Annotated in this window: 19 protein-coding genes; 9 read left to right on the top strand and 10 right to left on the bottom strand. The window is 68.6% G+C overall.

Annotated features, from left to right (window positions below):
- The first annotated feature begins 68 nt into the window (after nucleotides 1-68).
- Nucleotides 69-1,034 (top strand): NAD(P)H-dependent flavin oxidoreductase, encoded by a 966-nt coding sequence (locus AC5E6L_RS05715; protein ID WP_491228304.1) that lies wholly within the window; start codon nucleotides 69-71, stop codon nucleotides 1,032-1,034.
- A 38-nt stretch (nucleotides 1,035-1,072) separates the two neighbouring features.
- On the opposite strand, the gene AC5E6L_RS05710 is transcribed toward AC5E6L_RS05715, so the two are convergent.
- The 8 genes from AC5E6L_RS05710 to AC5E6L_RS05675 all read right to left on the bottom strand — a co-directional run bounded on the left by AC5E6L_RS05710 (nucleotide 1,073) and on the right by AC5E6L_RS05675 (nucleotide 9,606).
- A complete protein-coding gene (locus AC5E6L_RS05710) occupies nucleotides 1,073-1,846 on the bottom strand; it encodes an SH3 domain-containing protein (protein WP_491771867.1) in 774 nt (257 codons plus the stop codon).
- A gap of 422 nt (nucleotides 1,847-2,268) precedes the next feature.
- Nucleotides 2,269-3,717, bottom strand: a complete 1,449-nt coding sequence (locus tag AC5E6L_RS05705) for a branched-chain amino acid ABC transporter permease (RefSeq protein ID WP_491771864.1) — start codon at nucleotides 3,715-3,717, stop codon at nucleotides 2,269-2,271.
- On the bottom strand, nucleotides 3,714-4,751 hold the full coding sequence (locus AC5E6L_RS05700) for a branched-chain amino acid ABC transporter permease (protein WP_491228288.1): 1,038 nt from the start codon (nucleotides 4,749-4,751) through the stop codon (nucleotides 3,714-3,716). Before AC5E6L_RS05700 ends, AC5E6L_RS05705 begins: the two co-directional genes overlap by 4 nt.
- On the bottom strand, nucleotides 4,748-5,449 hold the full coding sequence (locus tag AC5E6L_RS05695; protein ID WP_491228289.1) for an ABC transporter ATP-binding protein: 702 nt from the start codon (nucleotides 5,447-5,449) through the stop codon (nucleotides 4,748-4,750). The genes AC5E6L_RS05700 and AC5E6L_RS05695 overlap by 4 nt, the downstream gene beginning before the upstream one ends.
- A complete protein-coding gene (locus AC5E6L_RS05690; RefSeq protein WP_491228290.1) occupies nucleotides 5,449-6,261 on the bottom strand; it encodes an ABC transporter ATP-binding protein in 813 nt (270 codons plus the stop codon). The genes AC5E6L_RS05695 and AC5E6L_RS05690 overlap by 1 nt, the downstream gene beginning before the upstream one ends.
- Nucleotides 6,262-6,394: 133 nt before the next feature.
- The gene (gene proC, locus AC5E6L_RS05685; protein ID WP_491771861.1) at nucleotides 6,395-7,222 is read right to left on the bottom strand and encodes a pyrroline-5-carboxylate reductase; all 828 of its coding nucleotides are present in this window, start codon (nucleotides 7,220-7,222) and stop codon (nucleotides 6,395-6,397) included.
- 103 nt (nucleotides 7,223-7,325) lie between these two features.
- A complete protein-coding gene (locus AC5E6L_RS05680) occupies nucleotides 7,326-8,642 on the bottom strand; it encodes an O-antigen ligase family protein (protein ID WP_491771859.1) in 1,317 nt (438 codons plus the stop codon).
- A complete protein-coding gene (locus AC5E6L_RS05675) occupies nucleotides 8,614-9,606 on the bottom strand; it encodes a glycosyltransferase family 2 protein (RefSeq protein WP_491771857.1) in 993 nt (330 codons plus the stop codon). Before AC5E6L_RS05675 ends, AC5E6L_RS05680 begins: the two co-directional genes overlap by 29 nt.
- 159 nt (nucleotides 9,607-9,765) lie before the next feature.
- Here AC5E6L_RS05675 and AC5E6L_RS05670 point away from each other — a divergent pair, with 159 nt between their 5' ends.
- The 3 genes from AC5E6L_RS05670 to AC5E6L_RS05660 are packed head-to-tail and all read left to right on the top strand — an operon-like array spanning nucleotide 9,766 to nucleotide 12,619.
- Nucleotides 9,766-10,941, top strand: a complete 1,176-nt coding sequence (locus tag AC5E6L_RS05670) for a glycosyltransferase (RefSeq protein ID WP_491771855.1) — start codon at nucleotides 9,766-9,768, stop codon at nucleotides 10,939-10,941.
- Nucleotides 10,938-11,735 carry a WecB/TagA/CpsF family glycosyltransferase gene (locus AC5E6L_RS05665; RefSeq protein WP_491771853.1) on the top strand — a complete coding sequence of 266 codons (798 nt, stop codon included), beginning with the start codon at nucleotides 10,938-10,940 and terminating at the stop codon, nucleotides 11,733-11,735. The genes AC5E6L_RS05670 and AC5E6L_RS05665 overlap by 4 nt, the downstream gene beginning before the upstream one ends.
- On the top strand, nucleotides 11,732-12,619 hold the full coding sequence (locus tag AC5E6L_RS05660; RefSeq protein ID WP_491771851.1) for a DUF6492 family protein: 888 nt from the start codon (nucleotides 11,732-11,734) through the stop codon (nucleotides 12,617-12,619). Before AC5E6L_RS05665 ends, AC5E6L_RS05660 begins: the two co-directional genes overlap by 4 nt.
- Before the next feature lie 11 nt (nucleotides 12,620-12,630).
- On the opposite strand, the gene AC5E6L_RS05655 is transcribed toward AC5E6L_RS05660, so the two are convergent.
- On the bottom strand, nucleotides 12,631-13,920 hold the full coding sequence (locus AC5E6L_RS05655; RefSeq protein WP_491228297.1) for a lipopolysaccharide biosynthesis protein: 1,290 nt from the start codon (nucleotides 13,918-13,920) through the stop codon (nucleotides 12,631-12,633).
- 217 nt (nucleotides 13,921-14,137) lie between these two features.
- On the opposite strand from AC5E6L_RS05655, the gene AC5E6L_RS05650 reads away from it, so the two are divergent.
- The 5 genes from AC5E6L_RS05650 to AC5E6L_RS05630 all read left to right on the top strand — a co-directional run bounded on the left by AC5E6L_RS05650 (nucleotide 14,138) and on the right by AC5E6L_RS05630 (nucleotide 19,203).
- Nucleotides 14,138-16,132, top strand: coding sequence for a Wzz/FepE/Etk N-terminal domain-containing protein (locus AC5E6L_RS05650; protein WP_491771849.1), 1,995 nt, complete (start codon nucleotides 14,138-14,140; stop codon nucleotides 16,130-16,132).
- A gap of 67 nt (nucleotides 16,133-16,199) precedes the next feature.
- Nucleotides 16,200-17,099, top strand: a complete 900-nt coding sequence (gene folD, locus AC5E6L_RS05645) for a bifunctional methylenetetrahydrofolate dehydrogenase/methenyltetrahydrofolate cyclohydrolase FolD (RefSeq protein WP_491228299.1) — start codon at nucleotides 16,200-16,202, stop codon at nucleotides 17,097-17,099.
- Nucleotides 17,100-17,191: 92 nt separating this feature from the next.
- Entirely contained in the window at nucleotides 17,192-18,151 is a 960-nt protein-coding gene (locus AC5E6L_RS05640; RefSeq protein ID WP_491228300.1) for a GlxA family transcriptional regulator, read from the top strand.
- An 80-nt stretch (nucleotides 18,152-18,231) separates the two neighbouring features.
- Nucleotides 18,232-18,627: a hypothetical protein gene (locus tag AC5E6L_RS05635; RefSeq protein ID WP_491771846.1), complete on the top strand. Its 396-nt coding sequence runs from the start codon at nucleotides 18,232-18,234 to the stop codon at nucleotides 18,625-18,627.
- A gap of 78 nt (nucleotides 18,628-18,705) precedes the next feature.
- Nucleotides 18,706-19,203 (top strand): copper chaperone PCu(A)C, encoded by a 498-nt coding sequence (locus AC5E6L_RS05630; RefSeq protein WP_491228302.1) that lies wholly within the window; start codon nucleotides 18,706-18,708, stop codon nucleotides 19,201-19,203.
- A 208-nt stretch (nucleotides 19,204-19,411) separates the two neighbouring features.
- On the opposite strand, the gene AC5E6L_RS05625 is transcribed toward AC5E6L_RS05630, so the two are convergent.
- The coding region (locus tag AC5E6L_RS05625) for a dihydroxy-acid dehydratase domain-containing protein (RefSeq protein ID WP_491771843.1) at nucleotides 19,412-20,450 on the bottom strand (1,039 nt) is incomplete at its 5' end.

Raw genomic sequence — 20,450 nt, 5'->3', positions numbered from 1 at the left:
CGCTTGCGCCGGGCGGCAAACATGTTACAGATTTACGTTTACGAAAACGTCAAAATTTGAGCATTCCCATGGCGCTGCCCGATATTCTTACGACCAACCTGCGCATGCCCGTGATCGCGGCCCCCATGTTCATCCTGTCGCATCCGCCGATGGTGCTTGCCCAGTGCAAGGCCGGCGTCGTCGGCTCTTTTCCGGCGCTGAACGCCCGGCCCGAGAGCCAGCTCGACGCGTGGCTCGCCGAGATCACCGAGACATTGGCCGCCCACGATGCTGCCGATCCGGACCGGCCGGCCGCGCCGTTCGCGGTGAACCAGATCGTGCACACCTCCAACAAACGGCTTGAGCACGACCTGGCCATGTGCGTCAAATACAAGGTGCCGATCGTGATCACGTCTCTGGGCGCGGTGCCCGAGGTCAACCAGGCCGTGCATTCCTATGGCGGCATCGTGCTGCACGACGTGATCAACAACCGGCATGCCAGTTCGGCGATCCGCAAGGGCGCGGACGGGCTGATCGCGGTCGCGGCGGGCGCGGGCGGCCATGCCGGGCCGTTGTCGCCCTTCGCGCTCGTTCAGGAGATACGGCAATGGTTCGACGGTCCGTTGCTGCTTTCCGGCGCGATCGCCACCGGCGGCGCCGTGCTGGCCGCCGAGGCGATGGGGGCCGACATGGCCTATATCGGCTCGCCCTTCATCGCCACCGACGAGGCCCGCGCCGTCGATGCATACAAGCAGATGGTCGTCGACAGCCAGGCCAAGGATATCGTCTATTCGAACTATTTCACGGGCGTGATGGGCAATTATCTCAAGCCCTCGATCGAGAGGGCCGGCATGGATCCGGACAGTCTGCCCCAGGCCGATCCGTCCAAGATGGACTTCTCGCAGGCCACCGGCGCCAAGGCATGGAAGGACATATGGGGCTGCGGGCAAGGCATCGGCGCGGTCGGGGCGATCCGGCCGGTGGCCGACTATGTCGACCGGCTCGACGCCGAATACAGGCAGGCCAGGGCTCGGCTCTGTGGCGGCGGCCTCTGACGCCGGCGCCCTGAACCGGAGGTGCCGCACGGCCTGGCTCAGCGCCGGATGAAGCTCTTGTAGATATAACCGCGCCGACCCTCATACACCACCTCGCACCAATGGGCGCAGCCGGTCCGGGCGCGCAACTCCGCCCCGCCCGGCACGACCGTCAGCACCTCGGCGTCGTTGTCCGGCCCCGCGCGCATGTTGACCCAGGCGTTGGTGCGCGCCGGCGCAAGCGGCACATCGTCCCAAAGAGCCGCCTCGAAGGGATCGTCCGTTTTGGGCGGAAGCTCGAAGTAGGCCGCGCCCGCCGCCGACAGCCTTTCCTCGATCCTCACCGCCTCGGCTTCGGTTTCGGCGATCTCGACGGTCGCTTCCAATGCCGAAACGCCGGTTCGGGCAACAAGGGGGCTGGTCGGCGCGGCGATGTCGCCGAACCGCGCCGCCACCGGAGGCGGCAGCACCGGCGTGTCGATCACCGCCGCTTCGGCCTGCGCGGACGCCGCCATGGCAGGGGCAGTCGCCTTTTCGTCATCCGGGGCGGCCGGCTTGGCGGCCTCGGCCCGGACGGCCTCCCCGGCCGGTCCTTGAGGCTCACGCGTCGCGGTCGCCGCATCGGTCTGCGCGGCGGTGACGACGGCAGCGGTCGGCGCGTGTGCTTCGATCGCCCGCCGATCGTCCATTTGCACCATGGCACCGGCGCCGATCAGCGCGCCGGCGGCCATTCCCAGCGCGGTGAAAGCGCAGAGCCGTGCCGTGCCGCGTCCGAACGGCACACGGCGCCCATTGTTCGTTTCGGCCCCTGCGGGCGCATTTCCATGTCCCATTTTCAACACTCCATGCACCCCTCGCCCATCCTCGCCTTTACCTGTGAAGGTGGAATCGGGCGTGGTCCGGGCGCTCCGTTCACATTCGGAATCAGTGTCGTAGGCGGCTTGAACATGCCGCTGACCCGAACGAGCCTTTGCAGAGCCCGTGCATGCCGTGTATGGATTGAATCTATATCGTTTTATATTTCTCTTGTTTCATGAAATAGGCTTCAATATTTCGTTTTCTGCAAATATTATTAAGTGTCATATATTGAGTGCGGACATTCAGTCCTCGAATTTTCATCCAATCCGGCCGATCGTCTGCGCACCGTTGAGGGGCCAAGGCCGTGGAAAATGCATCGCCGTCCGGTAGCCAAGCGTTCCGGTAGCCAAGCGTTTCGCGGCACCTGCCAGGCCGGCGCGACGGCGGCGGGCCTGCCTCAACTGTGCCGGATCTTCTCGGGTAGAATGCCCTTTGGCGCAAAGCGCAGGAAGACGAGCAGCACGAAACCCATCACGAACAGGCGGAACGGGGCGGCGACGTCCTGAAGGTGCCGGTGGAGCGCGGTCGACGGGTCCATGTTGGCCGTGACCTGCGCGATGATCCATGCGCCGGCCGGCTCCGCCTGCACCCAGGTGAACCAGATCACGAAGCCCCCCAGCACCGCGCCCAGATTGTTGCCCGAGCCGCCGACGATGACCATCACCCAGATCAGGAAGGTGAAGCGCAGCGGGTTGTAGGTGCCGGGCGTGAACTGGCCGTCGAGCGTCGTCATCATCGCGCCCGAAATGCCGATGATCGCCGAGCCGAGGATGAAAACCTGCAAATGGCGGCGCGTGACGTCCTTGCCCATCGCCGCGGCGGCGTCCTCATTGTCGCGGATCGCGCGCATCATCCGGCCCCAGGGCGAGTTGAGCGCGCGCACGCAAAGGGCGAGCAGGATCACCAGCACCACCGTGAACAGGCCCGCATAGGCCGCCTTCACGAAATGGCCCGCGCCCTCGACGATGAACTGACGCAGCGCCTCGTCGCGCGCGGCGGCATCGGCGATGGCGTCGAGCCGGCCGGCATGGATGCGCGCGACCAGATCGGCGAACCAGGCTTCCCGCTGGAGTTCGATCTCGTAGGGCACCGGCCGGGGCAGGCCGGTGACGTTCTTGACGCCGCGCGCCAGCCAGTCCTCGTTCCTGAGCACCGAGACGACGATCTCGGAGATGCCGAGCGTTGCGATGGCCAGATAGTCGGTGCGCAGGCCGAGCGCGACCTTGCCGATGATCCAGGCGACGCCCGCCGCAACGAAGCCGCCGGCGATCCAGGACAGGGTGATCGGCAGGCCGAGCCCGCCGATGAAGCCGGTGCGCGCCGGATCGACGGCCTCGACCGCCCCGACGGCCTGCCCAAAGACCGGGCGCAGCGCGATATAGCCGCCGACGACGGTTAGAAAGATCAGCAAGGAGCGCGTCCGCCCCCGCGTGGCCGATGCCAGGAACATGACCGTCGCGACGATCGCCATCAGGATCAGGAAAGACAGGCCGAGCCCGCGGCCGCCGGCCGCCAGCGCCTCCCAGACGGGCGGGTGGGCGATGATGACGGCGCTCACGCCGCCCAGTGCCGTAAACCCCATCACGCCGGCGTTGAACAGGCCCGCATAGCCCCATTGCAGGTTCAGCCCCATCGCCATGACGGCCGAAACAAGGCTCATGTTCAGGATCGTCAGCGCCACGGCGGGCGACTGGAAGAGGCCGGTGGCGACCAGCGCCGCGCCCATGGCGGCGAAGGCCAGCGGCGCGCGCCAGGGCGCCGTGCGCGGTTCGACGATGGCGTGCGCCGGCCGGTCCGGCCCATTGTCTGCGCTTGCGGGGGCGTTTCCGGTGGCGGCGTTGGTCATCGGATCACCGCTCCCCGGAATATGCCGGTCGGCCTGATCATGAGCACGACCACCAGGATGATGAACGAGACGGCGAACTTGTAGTCCGTGCCAAGGAATTGCAGCAGGCCGGCGGGTGCCATCTCCTCGGGCACCAGGTGGGTGACGAAGCGCTTGTAGGCATAGGTCATCATCACCTCGGAGAAGGCGACGACATAGCCGCCGACCACCGCGCCGACCGGCTGGCCGATGCCGCCGACGATCGCCGCCGCGAAGACCGGCAGCAGAAGCTGGAAGTAGGTGAAGGGCCGGAAGCTCTTGTCGAGGCCGTAAAGGGTGCCCGCGATGGTGGCGAGCGCGGCCGCGATGATCCAGGTGACAAGGACGACCCGGTCGGGGTTGATGCCCGACAGGAGCGCCAGATCCTCATTGTCTGAATAGGCGCGCATGGCCTTGCCGGTCCGCGACCGGCGCAGGAAGACGAACAGGGCGGCGACCGTGACGATGGCGATCGCGACGGTCAGCGCCTGCGTGGTCTGGATCGCCAGCCCCTCGTCAAGGCCGGTCATCTGGCGAAATTCGCGCGCGCGAATGATGAACCGCTCGCCATCGGCAAAGCGCTGCTCGTCGGTTCCCATGATGAAGCGCACGATGGCCGACAGCATGAACATCACGCCGACCGAGGCGATGACCAGCACCACCGGCGCAGCGCGCCGGCGCCGGTAGAAGGAGAACACGGAACGGTCGATGACGATGGCGAGGACGGCGGTGATCGCGATTGCCGCCGGCAGGGCGATCAGCGCGGTGGGCAGCGGTCCGGCGGTGACGCCGCCCGCCTGGAGCAGCCAGGTGCCCAGGATCGCCATGGTCGTGCCGAAAGCCATCATGTCGCCATGGGAGAAGTTGGCGAACCGCAGGATGCCGAACACCAGCGTGACCCCGAGCGCGCCGAGCGCGAGCTGGCTGCCATAGGTGATGGCGGGCACGAACACGAAGTTGCCCATCAGCGCGAGCGCGTTGAGGATATCGGTCGCCTCCGGAAGCATTGCGGTCATCCCCCCAGAAACGATCGGCGCACTTCGGGGTTGGCGAGCAGTTCCTCGCCCGTGCCCTCGCGCCAGTTGACGCCGCCGACCAGCACATAGCCGCGGTCCGCGATCTCCAGCGCCTGGCGCGCGTTCTGCTCGACCATCAGCACGGCAAGGCCCGTGTCGCGCACCTCGATGATCCGGTCGAACAGTTCGCCCATGACGATCGGCGAAACGCCGGCCGTCGGCTCATCGAGCATGAGCACCGACGGCTGCGTCATCAGCGCCCGGCCGACGGCGACCTGCTGGCGCTGGCCGCCCGACAGTTCGCCCGCGCTCTGCCGCCGCTTTTCCTTGAGCGCCGGGAACAGTTCGTAGACCTGACCCATGGTGCGGCGAATATCGTCGCGGCGCAGATACGCCCCCATTTCGAGGTTCTCCTGGACGCTCATGCCGGTGAACACATTGCCCGTCTGGGGCACGAAGGCGATGCCTTCGCCCACGCGCGCCTGCGGCGTCAGCGCGGTGATGTCCTTGTCGCCGAGCCGGACCGAGCCCTTGCGGATGCCGAGCATGCCCAGCATCGCCTTCATGGCGGTCGACTTTCCAGCTCCGTTGGGTCCGACGATCACGGCGATCTCGCCCTTGCGGACGCCGATCGTGCAGTCTGTGATGATGTCGGCGCCGCCATAGCCGCCGGTCATGTTCTCGCCGACCAGATACATCAGGCGCCCCCGCCGGCTTCGACGCCGATGCCGCGCGGCCTGCCCGGCGCATTCCTGGGCCCGCGCCCCAGATAGGCTTCGATCACCTGCTCGTTGTTGCGCACCTGGTCGGCCGTTCCCTCGGTCAGCACCGTGCCCTCGGCCATCACGATGACCGGGTCGCACAGGCGGCCGATGAAATCCATGTCATGCTCGATCATGCAGAACGTGTAGCCGCGCTCGCGGTTCAGGCGCACGATCGCATCGCCGATCTCGTTGAGCAGGGTCCTGTTGACGCCCGCGCCCACCTCGTCGAGCAGAACCACCTTGGCGTCGACCATCATGGTGCGGCCCAGTTCGACCAGCTTCTTCTGGCCGCCCGACAGGTTGCCGGCGAGTTCCTGGGTCAGGTGGGTCAGGTTGAGAAAGGCGATCACCTCCATGGCGCGGTCGCGGATCGCCTTCTCCTGCCGGCGCACCTCGCCCCAGCCGAACCAGGCGTTCATGAGATGCTCGCCCGCCTGGTCGCCGGGCACCATCATAAGGTTTTCGAGCACCGTCAGGGTCGGGAATTCATGCGCGATCTGGAAGGTGCGCAATAGGCCCTTGGCGAACAGTTCGTGCGGCGGCAGGCCGGTCACCTCCTCGCCGTCGAGCCGGATCGTGCCGCCGGTCGGCCTCAGATTGCCGGCGATGATGTTGAACAGTGTCGTCTTGCCCGCGCCGTTGGGTCCGATCAGGCCGGTGATCGACCCCTTGGCGATCCGTATGGAAGCGTTTTCGACGGCGTGAACGCCGCCGAACTGCTTGTAGACGGAATCAACTGCGATCATGCGGCGATTCACCCGGCCCCAAGATACAATTGCGACAATGTGCCGGCAATTGGCGCGCTTGTGCAATGGCTGTTCCGGGCCGTCAAGCGTCTGCGGGCGACCGTTCCGGTTTCAGCGCCCTTTGGCCGGCCGGTCATTTGCCGAGCGCCACGGCGCGGTCGCGGGCCGCCTTGACGGCTTCCTCGATCAGCGCCGACAGCCCGTCCGGCCGCATCAGCACGCCAAGCGCGGCCGCCGTCGTGCCGTTCGGGCTGGTGACCTGCTCGCGCAGCGCGCCCGGCGCCTCGCCGCTCTGGCGGGCATAGCGCGCCGCGCCGTGCACGGTCTGGAGCGCGAGGCGCGCGGCGATCTCGTCGGGCAGGCCGACGGCGCGCGCGGCCTCGGTCAGCGCCTCGATCATGTGGAACACATAGGCCGGCCCCGATCCGGAGATCGCGGTCACCGCGTCCATCAGCGCCTCGTCGTCGATCTCGGTGACCTCGCCGCTGGCTGCCATGAGGCGTCTGACGGTCTGGCGCTGCCGCTCGGTCGCCTGGCCGTTGGCGCACATGACCATGACGCCTTCGCCGACCGCCGCGGGCGTGTTCGGCATGACGCGAACGATCGGCGCGCCGGGCGCCAGCGCCCGTTCGAGGCGGGCGATCGGCACGCCGGCGGCGACCGAGACGAACGTCGTTGCGCGGCCGGGCTGCGCGTGGCGCCCATAGTCGCCGATCACCTCGCCGATCGCCTGCGGCTTGACCGCCAAGACGACGATGTCCGGCATCAGGTCGCAGGGCAGGGCGGACGCGGCCGAATAGGTTTTGACGCCCCGGTCGGCCGCGCGCAGCAGCAAGGCATCGAGCGGCTCGACCACGTGCACATCGCCGGGCGCGAGCGTTCCCGCCGTCAGCCAGCCGCGCAGCAGGGCGAACCCCATATTGCCGCATCCGGCGAGTACGACGTTTGTCGGCTGTGACATCAAGGTGCGGTCCCCGCATTGGGCATTGCGGGCGCGAACCTGCAACGGGCTGTGGCCCAAGGCAAGGGACGCGCGCGCGATTGCGCGTCCGGGCCCCTGCCGGTCAGCCGCGCAGCGGCATGCGGGCGCACAGTCTGAGACCGGCCAGCGCCATCACCATGGTCAGCCAGATCGGGTCGGCGCGGCGGAAATAGAAGCTTTCGAGCGCCGAGGTCAGCACGGCGAAGACGATCACCATGAAGAAGAAGTCGGCGAGCGGGCCGTTGCCGGCGCGGCGGCCGGCGCGGACATAGTCGACCGCCGGCGCCAGCACCACGAGCCAGATCATCGCGAACAGGCCGGGCAGGCCGAAGAACAGCAGCGTGTCGAGAAAGCCGTTGTGGCCATGCACGATGCCGCGCGGGTCCCACGCGCTGTCGAAGGGCTGTTCGGCGCCGCGCAGGACGGACGTGCCCCAGAAGCCCTCAAAGCCATAGCCGGTCCACGGGCGGGCGAGCATATAGTCGCGGGCGAAATCCCAGATGACCGTGCGGCCGGTGAATGTCGTCGTCTCGTGGAACGCGCGGAGCACGGCGTCCAGGCCCGGCACGAACACGGTTCCGATCGTGAACGCATGGGCGCCGGCGACCGCGCCGACGGCGGCGATCGCGGCGAGCGGGCGCAGGCCGGCCAGCGCCGGAAGCAGCACGATCGCGACCACGATCGGGGCGAGGGCGAGCGCGGTCTTGGAGCCGGCGTTCAGCGTGAACAGGAAGGCGAGGGCGGCGACCGCGCCGCCGCCCCAGAAATGCCCGCGCCGGATCAGGAAGATGCCGCCGAAGCCGACCATCACCATCACCGGGCCGGCGATGTTCTTGTGGAAGAAGACGCCGCGCCAGAGGCCGGCATGTTGGGCTTCCAGTTCGCGCGCCTGGTGGATCGCCGCGTCCGGGTCGAGCACGAGCCCGGCATAGCAAAGGCCCAGCAGAGCCAGCGAGACGGTCTTCAGCACGGTCTCGAAATCGCGCGCGCTGGCCGGCAGCAGCGTCATGGTCGCGGCCAACGCGGTGCCGATCAGCGAAAAGGTCACCGCGCGCCACTCATTGTGCGACCCGTCGGTGAAGGCCGAGGCGACGACGATTCCCGTCATCAAAAGCCAGCCGGCCGACACGAAGCGCCTCAGGATGCGCCGGTCGGTCAGCGATACCAGCGTCGCAAGGACGAGTACGGCCATCGCCGAATAGCCGAGCTGGTTCATCAGAAGGCCGCGCTGCGCAAAGCCCGCCGCGCTGCCGTCGAAGGGCTGGCCGGCATCGAACGGGCGCAGCGAGATCCATATCAATGCCAGCACCGCCATGGCCAGCGCGGCGCGCAGGGCGTCGGGCGTGACGGCCGGCGCGGCGGCGCGCCGTTCAGTCGGCAGGGTTTCTGTACTGCTCATTGGCATAGCCGAATTCGGACAGGAGGCGGCCGAGCGCGATGTGGACCGGATAGAGCGCGTTGAGCGCGACGCCGGTGCGCGCCAGGCCGAGCGCCGCGCGCACCGGCGCGGCGGCCAGCAGCGCCAGCGACCGGGCGATGGTGATCGCGCGCCCGAACCTTTGATCGGTGCGGCTGCGATGTTCGATCAGGGCCGAAAGCTGGCCGTTGCGCAGGGCGCGCCTGCGGATCCAGGCGCGTGTTACGCGGCTTTCGGGCACGCTTTCATGCACGCCGGCCTCGGCGCACCAGGCCTGCGCGAAGCCCTTGCCGCGCGCGCGGCGCAGAAAGTCGCTGTCGCCGCCGCCGGTGAAGTCGAACACAGGATCGAGAAAGGGCCGCTCCATGGCTTCGAGCACGTCGCGGCGGATCAGCAGATTGCCGGAGGAATGGAGCGCTGGCACTGGCCCGCTCGCACGGTAATGGGGCGCAAACACCGGATGGCGCGTCCAGCGCGGGTTCGGCGCGCCCGCAAAGACCGGCCATTGCGGCCCGCCGACAAGGGCGGCCTCGTGTCGCCGGGCGGCGGCGACGAGCCTTTCTATCCAGTCGGCCGGAGCGATCTCGTCATCGTCGATCACCGCCAGATAGGCGAAGTGGGAAAAGCGCGCCAGCGCGGTGAACCAGCCGGCATTGTAGGCACGGCAATTGCCGCGCTCATGGGCCACGACGACGAGGCCGCGATAGGTTCCGTCGGCGAATCTCGGGCCGGCCGCGACAGCTCCGGCCCGTTCTTCGGCCTCGTTCTCGATGACGATGAGCGCGACTTCGCGCGCGGTCCGCTGCGCCGCCAGACTGTCGAGCGTCCGCAGCAGGTGGGCGGGGCGCCGGAACGTCGGCACCGTGACCACGATGTCGACCGACGCCGGATCGATGTCCGGCGTCTGCGCCACAAGCGAGATGGAATCGGCCAGTCTTTGTTTCATGGGCGTCCGGCTGCGCCCGGGGGACGCTTTGCGCGCTAGCCGACCACAAAGCCGTTAAGGATAGGTTCACCATCACCATCTCGATTGGACACGGAACCTTCAACGGACCTTAACCGGTCCGCGTGCAGGCTGGCCCAGCGATATTGTTGCGGTTCCCCTATGCATCTGATCCTTGCTTCTTCCCTGGTGCCGTGCGGTTCGCCCGCCAGCGGCTTCGAGATCGCCAATGCCGCGATCGCCGACGGGCTGCGCCGCGCCGGCGCGCGGGTGACGCATCTCGGTTTTCAATGGCCGCAAAGCACCCTGTCGGAACCCGATGACACCTTAAGCCTTGGCGCGGTCGACCTCGGGACGGACCGCGCTTCGACACGCCGGAAGCTTGGCTGGCTTGCCGCGGCGATGCGCGCGGGCATTCCGTTCGCCTCGGCCAAGCTCCGAACGGCATCCCCCGAGCGGGTGCGCGCGGCGCTGGGGCGGCTTGCGCCGTTCGACGCCCTGGTCGTCAACGCGACGGCCCTTGTCGGCGCGTTCGAAGAGGCGCTGACCGCCGGCCCCTACATGTTCGTCGCGCACAATGTGGAGCACGAGACGGCGCGGCAGTCGGCCCACCATGCCGGCAGCGTCGTCGAGCGCCTCGCCTATCGGCGCGAGGCGCGCCTTCTCGAAGCGCTGGAGACGCGGCTGATCGCCGGCGCGCGCCATGTGCTGACGCTGAGCGAAGCGGACCGCGCCGCCTTCGGCCTTGCCGGTTCGTGCCGGGCCGATGTCCTGCCGCTGGCCATGCCGGCGCCGGACGGTGCCGCCGGCGCGCGCGTGCCGGCCTTCGATGTGGGGCTGATCGGTACCTGGACATGGGCGGCCAACCGGGTCGGACTGGAATGGTTCCTGCAAGAGGTCATGCCGCTCATGCCGGAATGGGCAAGCGTGGCCGTCGCGGGAGCGTTGCCGGCCGGTTTTCCAAGGCGGGACGCGCGCGTCCGCTTCCTCGGCCGCGTCATCGACGCCAAGCGGTTCCAGCGCCAGTGCCGCGTGATGGCGCTGGCGGCCCGCGCGGGCACCGGTGTGCAGCTCAAGACGATCGAGGCGTTCGAACTTGGCCTGCCGGCCGTGGCGACCCCGTCCTCGGTGCGCGGCATCGCCCGGGTGCCGGCCAATGTCCGCGTCGAGGCCGAGCCGGCCGGCTTTGCGGCGGCGCTGGCCGAACAGGTCGCCGCGCACGGAACCGGCGCCGTGGCCGACCTGGACGGCACTGCGTTCCGGCACGGCCAGCTTGCGCGCATGGACGCGGTCATCGCCACGGCGCTCCGGTCGGTCCGCGGGACGGGATCGCCATGACCGACATCGCCGCATCAGAACCGTGGAACGAAGCCGCCCTGAGCCGCGATATACTCGGCGTCGAGGTGCGCGATGTCACGCGCGCTGCGGCGCTGGCCGCGCTCCATGCCGACATCGCCAGCGGCACGCACCGGCGGATCGCGTTCCTGAACGCGCACGGCGCCAACCTGGCCGCGAGCGATCCTGCCTTTCGCGCCGTGCTTGAGCACTGCATCGTGCTGCCCGACGGCATCGGCGTCGACATCGCGGCGTGGGTGCTCCATGGCCGCCGCTTCCTGGCCAATCTGAACGGCACCGATTTCGTGCCGGCCCTTCTGGCTACCGCGCCCGCTCCTCTCAAGGTCGGCCTTTACGGCGCGAAGCCGGGCATCGCCGAGCGCGCCGCGGCCGGCCTTGCGGCCCTTGACGCACGTCACGACTATCGCGCGATGGCGCACGGATATGTCGGTGCGGACGCCCAGCGCGCCCTGCTCGCCGCCCTGTCCGAATGGAAGCCGGACATATTGCTCGTGGCGCTCGGCGCCCCTGGCCAGGAGACGTGGATCGCCCGGCACATCACGCAGGACCATTGCACGCTGGCGATCGGCGTGGGGGCCCTGTTCGATTTCGCCTCCGGCATGGTGCCGCGGGCCCCGGTTTGGGTCCGCCGCCTGCGCATGGAATGGGTCCACCGGCTCGCCCGCGAACCGGGGCGTCTTTGGCGGCGCTACCTTCTGGGCAATCCGGTTTTCCTGGTGCGGCTCCTTCGCCGCAAGGCCGGGTTCGGCGCGACGGGCGCGCGGGGTCGGGCATGAGCCGCGCGAACGCCATCGTCACCGCCTCCCACGCGCCCGATTTCGAGCGCTGCGCCATCCTGTGCGAGACCATCGACCGGCACGTGACCGGCTATACGACCCACTATCTGCTCGTCGACACCGTCGACGAGGCCCTGTTCCGCCGCCTCGAAGGCCCCCGGCGGCGCGTGATCACCGAGGCGGCCCTTCTGCCGTCATGGCTGCGGCGGATGCCGGCGGCCCTGTCGCCGGGCGGGCGGCGCGTGTGGGTCAGCCCCTTCACGCTGCCGCTGCACGGCTGGCACGTCCAGCAGATCAAGCGCATCGCGATCGCCGGCCTGGTCGACGATGACGGCCTGCTCTATTGCGATTCCGACACCGCGTTCGTGCGACCCTACGACCTGTCGGACATGTGGGCCGGCGACGCCATGCGGCTCTATCGGCGCGACCACGGTGCGCAAGTGGCGCGGATCGGAGACCATATGCGGTGGGCGGCCCATGCCGGCCGCGCGCTCGGCATTGCTCAGGACCGCCGCCAGGACCATGACTATGTCGGACAGTTCATCGGCTGGAGGCGCCGGACGGTGCTCGACATGTGCGCGCGCATGCAGCGCCTGCACGGCCGCCATTGGATCGCGGTGATCGGCCGGACGCGCAAGTTCTCCGAGTGCATGCTCTACGGCGCTTACGTCGACGGTGTCCTCGGCGGCGCCGGCCACGCGGTCGTGGACACGCCGAGCTGCGCCATACGCTGGTTCGACCCGGCGCCGACCGATGCCGAGCTTGGGGACATGATCGACGGCCTCGACGCGTCCCAGGTGGGCGTCGGCGTCCAGTCCTTCGTCGCGATGGAGCCCGAGCGCTTCCGTGCCGCCGTCCTGGGCGGGCGGGCTGCGGTCGCCTGAACCGCCCGCCGTCAGACGCGGATGGCCGGCCGGGCCATGGCCCGATAGGTGACCGCGAACGAAACCGCATAGAGCAGGGCGAAGACGGCGTTGATCCAGACGAGCCAGTCGCCCGCCTCCATGCCGCGCGCCAGAAGAACGCTCATCAGCGCCGCCTTGAGCCCGCCGACGAGCGCATGGAGCACGAGACGCGTCACCGTCTGCCCGCGGGCATAAAGGAGTTCGGCCTGATACTCGATCAGGTTGCGCAGCGCCGGCACGAACAGGACCGCGATCAGGAACGGTGCGGCGCGAGCGACATTGTCGCCGAGTATGTCCGGCTCGATCTGGAACACGAGCACCATCGCCAGAAGGCCCAGCGTCGACAGCGCGAAGATGCCGCCCTCGAACGCAACGCGCAGGCGCACGCCCGAAAGCAGTTGCGGCCGGCGCATTAGCCTTTGGGTCAGGATCGTCGAGAAGGTGCGCACCGGCATCGCCGTCAGGTCGACCAGGCGCATGACGATGGCGTAAAGGCCGGCGGCGGCCGGCCCCCCGAAAAAGAGCACGATCATCTTGTCCAGTTCGTTTTGCAGATAGAACAGGATCTCCGCCCCGCCGGCCGACAGCGCATCGCGCATGCGCCGGCCGAAGAGCTTCAGCGGCAGGCGCAGCCTCGCGCGCGGATAGAACAGGGCGATGGCGGTCACGGCCATACCCGCCTGCGCGATCAGGTAGATCCGCGCCCAAAGCACAAGGTCGGGCGCGGGCGACAGGGCAAGGGCGAGCGCGGCGAGCGCCTTGACCGAAAAGCCGAACACGATGGCGATCGAGGCGCGGCCGAACCGTTCGAGCCCCTTGTTGACGTTGATCACAACTTCGAGCGTGCGCCATGCGAGCACTTCGCTGGCCACGATCATCGCGAAGGCGGCCAGCGGCACCGTGCCCGCGAACAGGCCCAGATAGGCGAGCAGGCCGACAAGCGCGACGAGCGGCAGCGACAGGGCGAGGGCGGCGATGTAGCCGCCCGTATAGGCGCCGATCAGGTGCGGCTTGACCGTCGCGATGCGGTAGAGCGGCGACATGAACCCGAAACCGGCAAGGCGCGACAGCACGATGCCGACCGAGGACGCGGTGGCGAACAGGCCGAATTCGGCGATCGTCAGCGTGTTGGCGACGAGATAGAAGTAAAGAAGCTGGATGAAGACCCGCGCGCCGTCGCCGGAGAAGGCGCGCGCATATTTGCCCGCAAGGGCTGCGGCGGTTTCGGCGTCGCGGTGCGCCATGGCGCCCGGCGCGCCGTTCCAGAAGGCCATTTTCATGATCCGAGCGTCCCACGGAACGCTTAAGATCGCGTTTTTCGGGCGGCTACCGGCCCGCGCGCGGCGTGTGCCGACCCTGTCCGCGTACGGTTGCGGAAATTAACCATTTGTTTCCCACGCCCGTTTAGCGTGCGTTCACACATTCGGCCAGAATTGGCTGACCGAGAAGATTTGCGTGCGGGCCATCATGTTCGATCCAGCCTCCTCAGGCGCACCCTTGTCCTTGCTGGCGCGCGCGCGCCGCAAAGGGCGCGACGACGGCGCCGAGCGTCGCGACCGGCATCGGGCGGCGCGGGAGCGACGGGGCGGGCACGGCTCCAACGCGCTGCTCGCGGCCTTGGCGAAGACGCAAGACGGTACGGCGCCGAAGGCGGGCGGCCGAACGGGCCGGACCGATGCGCCGGCAGCCACCGATGGCGGCGGGCCTGCCGGCACGCGGTCCCCGGACGCCGCGCTGATCGACCCTGTGGCCATGCTCGCCACCATCTGGCGGTGGCGGTTCATCATCGCTGCGTGCACCCTTGCCGGCGCGCTCATCGGCGTTCTCGTCGCCCTGTCGACCCCGCACCGCTACACCGCCTACTCGGAGGTGCTGATCGATCCGCGCGAGATCCAGCTTGTCGGCCGCGACCTGGAGCGGGAGTTTCTGGCCAACGAGGCGGCGCTGGCGATCGTCGACAGCCGGCTGTCGCTGGTTCGCTCGCGCGCCGTCCTCGAAAGGGTGATCGAGGCGACCGATCTCGATCAGGATCCCGAATTCAACGGCTCGGCCGGTCGCGGCATTGGCCTGACGGACGGTTTCGGCGTCATCTCCTCTCTGTTCGGCGACGAGGCCCCGGTGGAAACGAACGACCGCACCACGCTGGAGAACCTGCGCGATGCGATCGATATCGACCGGACATCGCGCACCTTCGTCGTCACGATCGGCGTCGAGGCGCGCGCGCCCCGCAAGGCGGCCACGCTCGCCAACGAGGTCACGCGGGTGTTCGTCGAGGAGCAGGCCTCGATCAGCGCAGGCAAGGCCATCAGCGCCAACAGCGCGCTGACCGGCCGTCTTGACGCATTGCAGGCCAATGTCGAACGGGCGGAGCGGCGCATCGAGGATTTCCGGATCGAGAACGGTCTCGTCAGCGCGCAGGGCCGACTTCTGAGCGACGACGATCTGGTCTCGGCCAGCGACCAGTTGGCCGAGGCGCGCGGGGCGACCATACGCGCCCGCTCCAAGGCCGAGGATGCGGGCACGGTCACGATCGACGATGCGATCGCCGGCTCCGTGCCGATTGACCTGAACACGCCCGCCCTGACGACGTTCCACGCCCAGCATGCCTCGCTGCGCCAGACCGCTGCCCGGCTCGAAAACCAGCTCGGCCCGCGCCATCCGCGTCTCGCCGCCGCCAGGGCGGCCATCGAGGCCGCCCGCCAGGACATCGCGGCCGAACTCGGGCGCATCGTCCAGGGCGCCCGGTCGGAACTGCGCCGCGCCGTGCGGACCGAGCAGGAACTGGCCGCCCGGGTCGCCCGCGCAAAGGCGGCCAAGACCGATCAGAGCGAGGCGCTCGTCGGACTGCGCGACCTGCAGGCCGAGGCCGAGGCCGCTCGGGCGATCTACAGCAACGCGCTGCTGCGCGCCGGGGAAACCGGCGAGATCGGCGCGCTGGGCGCGGTCAATGCCGCCACCCTCTCCCGAGCCGAGCCGCCCCTGGCCGCTTCATCGGTTTCGCGTCGCACCATCGCGGCGGCCTTCACGCTGGCCGGCCTGCTCGTCGGGCTGGGCCTTGCCGTGATCGCCGGCCTGAGGAACGCGGTCAGCTTCGAGGCGCTGGGCGGCGGTCTTCGTGCGGCGCCGCCCCACGACCCCGACCCGACCCGCAACGCAGGGCGGAAAACGGGCGCCCCCTATCCCGGCTATCGCTACGCACCTTCGCCGCTCGCTTCGCAACCCATGCCCCAGCCCCCCGCGGAGGCTTACCGGCCGCAGGACGGCCTCTATCCTCCCCTACCGGGCGCGTCCTATGCCGCACCGGTGCCGCAGGCCCCGCACTGGCAACCGCCCTATCCGCAAGAGGCGCCCCCGACGCCCGCGCCGGCGGGTGAACTGGACATGCTGCGCCAGTCGATCGACGATATACGCGCGGTGGTCGACGCGCTGGCGGTACGGCGCGACAATGTGCGCCGGCACAGCCCGGCGTCAGGCCGAAAAACGCCGGTTTGAGGCGCAAAAACGGTTTCGCGCGCGGCACCCTTTCTGCTTTATGCCCCTGAACGGAACGGGGACCTTCATGGCACGGATCATTGACGGCAAGGCGGTGGCCGCCGACGTTACGGCAAAAGTCAAGGCGGCGTCGGACACGCTGCGCGAACGGACCGGCGTGAGGCCCGGCCTTGCCGTGGTGATCGTCGGCGAGGATCCGGCATCCAAGGTCTATGTCGCCAACAAGGGCCGCACGGCGCGCGCCTGCGGCTTCCTGTCCGTCGAGCACGCGCTGCCCGCGGACACCGGCCAGGGGGCGCTGCTCGGGCTGATCGCCGAACTCAACACCGATCCCGCGATCCATGGCATCCTGGTGCAATTGCCTCTGCCCGGCCACATCGATGCGGGCGCGGTGATCCAGGCAATCGCCCCGGACAAGGATGTCGACGGCTTCCATTTCGAAAATGTCGGAAAGCTGTCGACGGGCGAGACCGAAACCGCCCTTATGCCCTGTACGCCCGCTGGCTCCATGGTTCTGATCGAGAGCGTTCTGGGCCCCGACCTGTCGGGCAGGAACGCGGTCGTGGTCGGCCGGTCCAACATCGTCGGCAAGCCGATGTTCAACCTGCTGCTCGCCGCCAACGCCACCGTCACCGTCGCCCACTCGCGCACCGGCGACCTGCCCGGCCTGTGCAGGACGGCGGATGTGCTGATCGCCGCCGTCGGCCGACCCCAGATGATCGCGGGCGACTGGATCAAGCCCGGCGCCACCGTGATCGATGTGGGCATCAACCGCGTGCCCGCCCCCGACAAGGGCGAGGGCCGGACGCGGCTCGTCGGCGATGTCGACTTCGACGGCGCCGAAAAGGTCGCCGGCGCGATCACGCCCGTGCCGGGCGGCGTCGGCCCGATGACCATCGCCATGCTGATGGCCAATGCGTGCGCGGCCGCCCACCGCGCGGCCGGCAGGACGCCGCCGGTTTTCTGAGGCTGGCACCGGGCCGGCGCCGGGGGCTTGCGCCACTGAAGCTTTGCCGTCAGTGTCGCCCGTCGTTCGACGCCTTACGCAGACCCGATGCGATGACCAGTGACACGCCGTCGCGGCACTTTGCCTTCATCCTCGCCGAGGACTTCTCCATGTTCTGCGTTTCGGCGGTGATCGATGTCCTGCGCACCGCCAACGTCATCTCCGGGACCGGCTATTACCGCTGGTCGACGCTTTCCCATGACGGCGAGCCGGTGCGGGCGTCCAACGGGCTGACGCTCAATCCGACCCATTCGGTCGGGGCGATCCCGCCGGCCGACCTGATCTTCGTCGTCGCCTCCGCAACGCTCGATTTTCCCGGTCGGCAGAAGATCGTCAACGCCCTGCGCACGCTCGGCCGGCGCGGCGCCAGCCTGGGGGCTCTGTCCGTGGGCAGCCACATCCTCGCCCTGGCCGGCCAGCTCGAAGGCCATCGCTGCACGATCCACTGGGAGAACCGCGCCGGTTTCCGCGAAGCCTTTCCGCATATCGAGTGCACCTCGAACGTCTACGAGATCGATCGCAAGCGCTATACGGCGGCGGGCGGCACGACCGGCATCGACCTGATGCTCGAAATCGTGCGCGCCGACTTCGGCGCCGAGATCACCAACAAGGTGGCCAACAATTTCCAGTATGAACGCATCCGCAGCCATGAGGACCGGCAGCGCATCGGCCGCGAACCCGATCTGACGGGCAAGTCCGAAAAGCTCAAGCGGTTGACCGAACTGATGGCCGACAATCTGGAGGAACCCCTGTCGGCGGGCGAACTGGCCCGGTCGGTCCAGCTTTCGGTCCGCCAGGTGGAGCGGCTCTTTCTCAAGCACCTGGCCTCGACGCCGGGCCGCTACTATATGACCCTGCGTCTGGAACGGGCGCGGCAGCTTCTGCGCCAGACCAACATCCCGATCCTGGAAGTGGCCCTGTCGACCGGCTTTACGTCCCATTCCTATTTCGCCCAGAGCTACCGCATGCAGTTCGGCCGCGCGCCCAGCGACGAGCGGCGCAAGAGTTTCTGATGTCGCACGGCATGCGGTCGGCTGACGCACGGCGTGCGAAATGCTTGCGCGGCGCGGCGTTTTTCGGTCATTGAGGGATCATGTTCCCGTTGCGCGTCCGCCGTGCCCCGCCCTTGACCGCGATGGCCATGCGCCTTGCGCTGATCGTCGCGCTGGTCGCGGCAGCGTTCGCGCACCGGCCGGCCGGGCCGGCGCCGTCCGGCATGAGCGCGTTTCAGCTTGCGCAATATACGCTGCCCGACGGGACCCTTCCGGTCTTTTGTCTGCCCGGTGAGGATCGGGCCGCCTCGGGCGCGGTCTGCGAATTCTGCCTGATCGCCGGCGGCGCCATGCCGCCCGCCCGCGCGCCCGCTCCCCGCGCTTGGGCGCATGGCGGCGCGATCCTGTCGGCCTTTCCGGTGCGCGCCGAACCGTCGATCCGCCCGGTCCGCCATGGAACCGCCTCGCCGCGTGGTCCCCCCGGGCGCCTCGTCTGATCCGGTTCAAAAACGACAGATGATGCATGCGGCAGCCCCGGCCACTCCGGCGCGCCGCCATTGACGAGAGAAAAGACCATGAAGGCAACGATCCTTTCCACTGCCACCGCGCTTATGATGACGGGTGTCGCCATGGCCCATGACTACCGGGTCGGCGCGCTGCATATCGACCATCCCGTCGTCCGCGCGACGCCGGCCGGCGCGCCGGTCTCGGGTGGCTATATGACGATCCGCAACCAGGGCGACGAGGCCGACCGGCTGATCGGCGGTGTTGCCGCCTTCGCCGGCAAGGTCGAAATCCACGAGATGGTCATGGACGGCGACGTCATGCGGATGCGCGAGATCGCGGGCGGCATCGAAATCCCGCCCGGCGAGACCGTCACCCTGATGCCCGGCGGACTGCATGTGATGTTCATGCAGCTCAATGAAACGCTTGAGGAAGGCGCTGAACTGCCCGCCACGCTGACCTTCGAGAAGGCCGGCGACGTGGAGGTGGTCTTCAATGTGGAGAGCCTTGCCCGGATCCGCGAGCATCTGGGCGGCGGCCATGGCGAGATGGATCATTCGGGCCATTAGGCAATCGCAGCGAGATGCCCGCCCCGGACCCGATCCGGGGCGGGAGCCGGCTTCGTCTCGGCAATTGCGGTTGAACGCGCCCTTGGAGCGCTTGAGCGATTTCAACGAAAAGCCAAGGCGCTCCGGAACTGGCGGGTCGCGTTCGGCGCCGCGCCGGTCCGGCCCATGCATGCGGCATGGCCGGCGCGCCGAAACCGGGCATGGGCGCTCACCGGAAGGCGTCTTCGGCCATCTTCACATCGACCGGCCGGCTTGGCCGCGTGTGCGTTCCGGGCTCCTCGGAGGGTGTCGGAATCGGCGCGAAGGCGCTGGCGCCCTGGTCGGCGCGGCTCGCCATGCGGCGGAAGGTCTCGAACAGCTCACGCCCGATGCCATGGGTGTTGTCGATCAGATCGGCGGTCACCGGTGCGCGGGCGTCAAACTCAGCCGCGTCGACGAGCACTTCGAGCGTGCCGTTGACGGCATCGACGCGCACCATGTCGCCATCGCGCACCTTGGCGATCGGGCCGCCATCGACCGCCTCTGGCGTAACGTGGATCGCGGCCGGCACCTTGCCCGAGGCGCCCGACATGCGCCCGTCGGTGACCATGGCGACCTTGTGGCCGCGATCCTGCAAAACGCCCAGGGACGGCGTCAGCTTGTGCAGTTCGGGCATGCCGTTGGCCTTGGGACCCTGGAAGCGGATCACCGCCACCATGTCGCGGTCGCATGCGCCATCCTTGAAGGCGGCGAGCAGTTCGTTCTGGTCGTGGAAGATCCGCGCCGGCGCTTCGATGACGTGCCGCTCGGGCTTGACCGCCGATACCTTGATGACGCTGCGCCCCAGATTGCCGCTCAGCATCTTCAGCCCGCCATTGGGCTGGAACGCCTTTTCGACCGGGGCCAGCACCTTGTCGTTGCCCGACCGCTTCGGCGCGGGGCGGCGTGCGACCGTGCCGTCCTCGGCGCCCAGCACCGGCTCGATCATATAGGGGTCGAGACCGTGACCCCAGACGGTGCGCACATCGCGGTGCAGAAGGCCGCTATCGGCCAGTTCGCGGATCAGGAAGCCCAGCCCGCCGGCCGCGTGGAAATGGTTCACGTCGGCCAGGCCGTTGGGATAGATGCGCGCCAGAAGCGGGATCGCGTCCGACAGATCGGAGATGTCCTCCCAGGTGAGCGTGATGCCGGCGGCGGCGGCCATGGCGATCAGATGGATCGTGTGGTTGGTCGAGCCGCCCGTCGCGTGCAGGCCGATCACGCCGTTG

It is taken from the genome of Roseitalea sp. (assembly GCF_984466335.1).
Note: the sequence above shows the minus strand (reverse complement) of the source record. Positions and strands in the feature narration are given on the sequence as shown.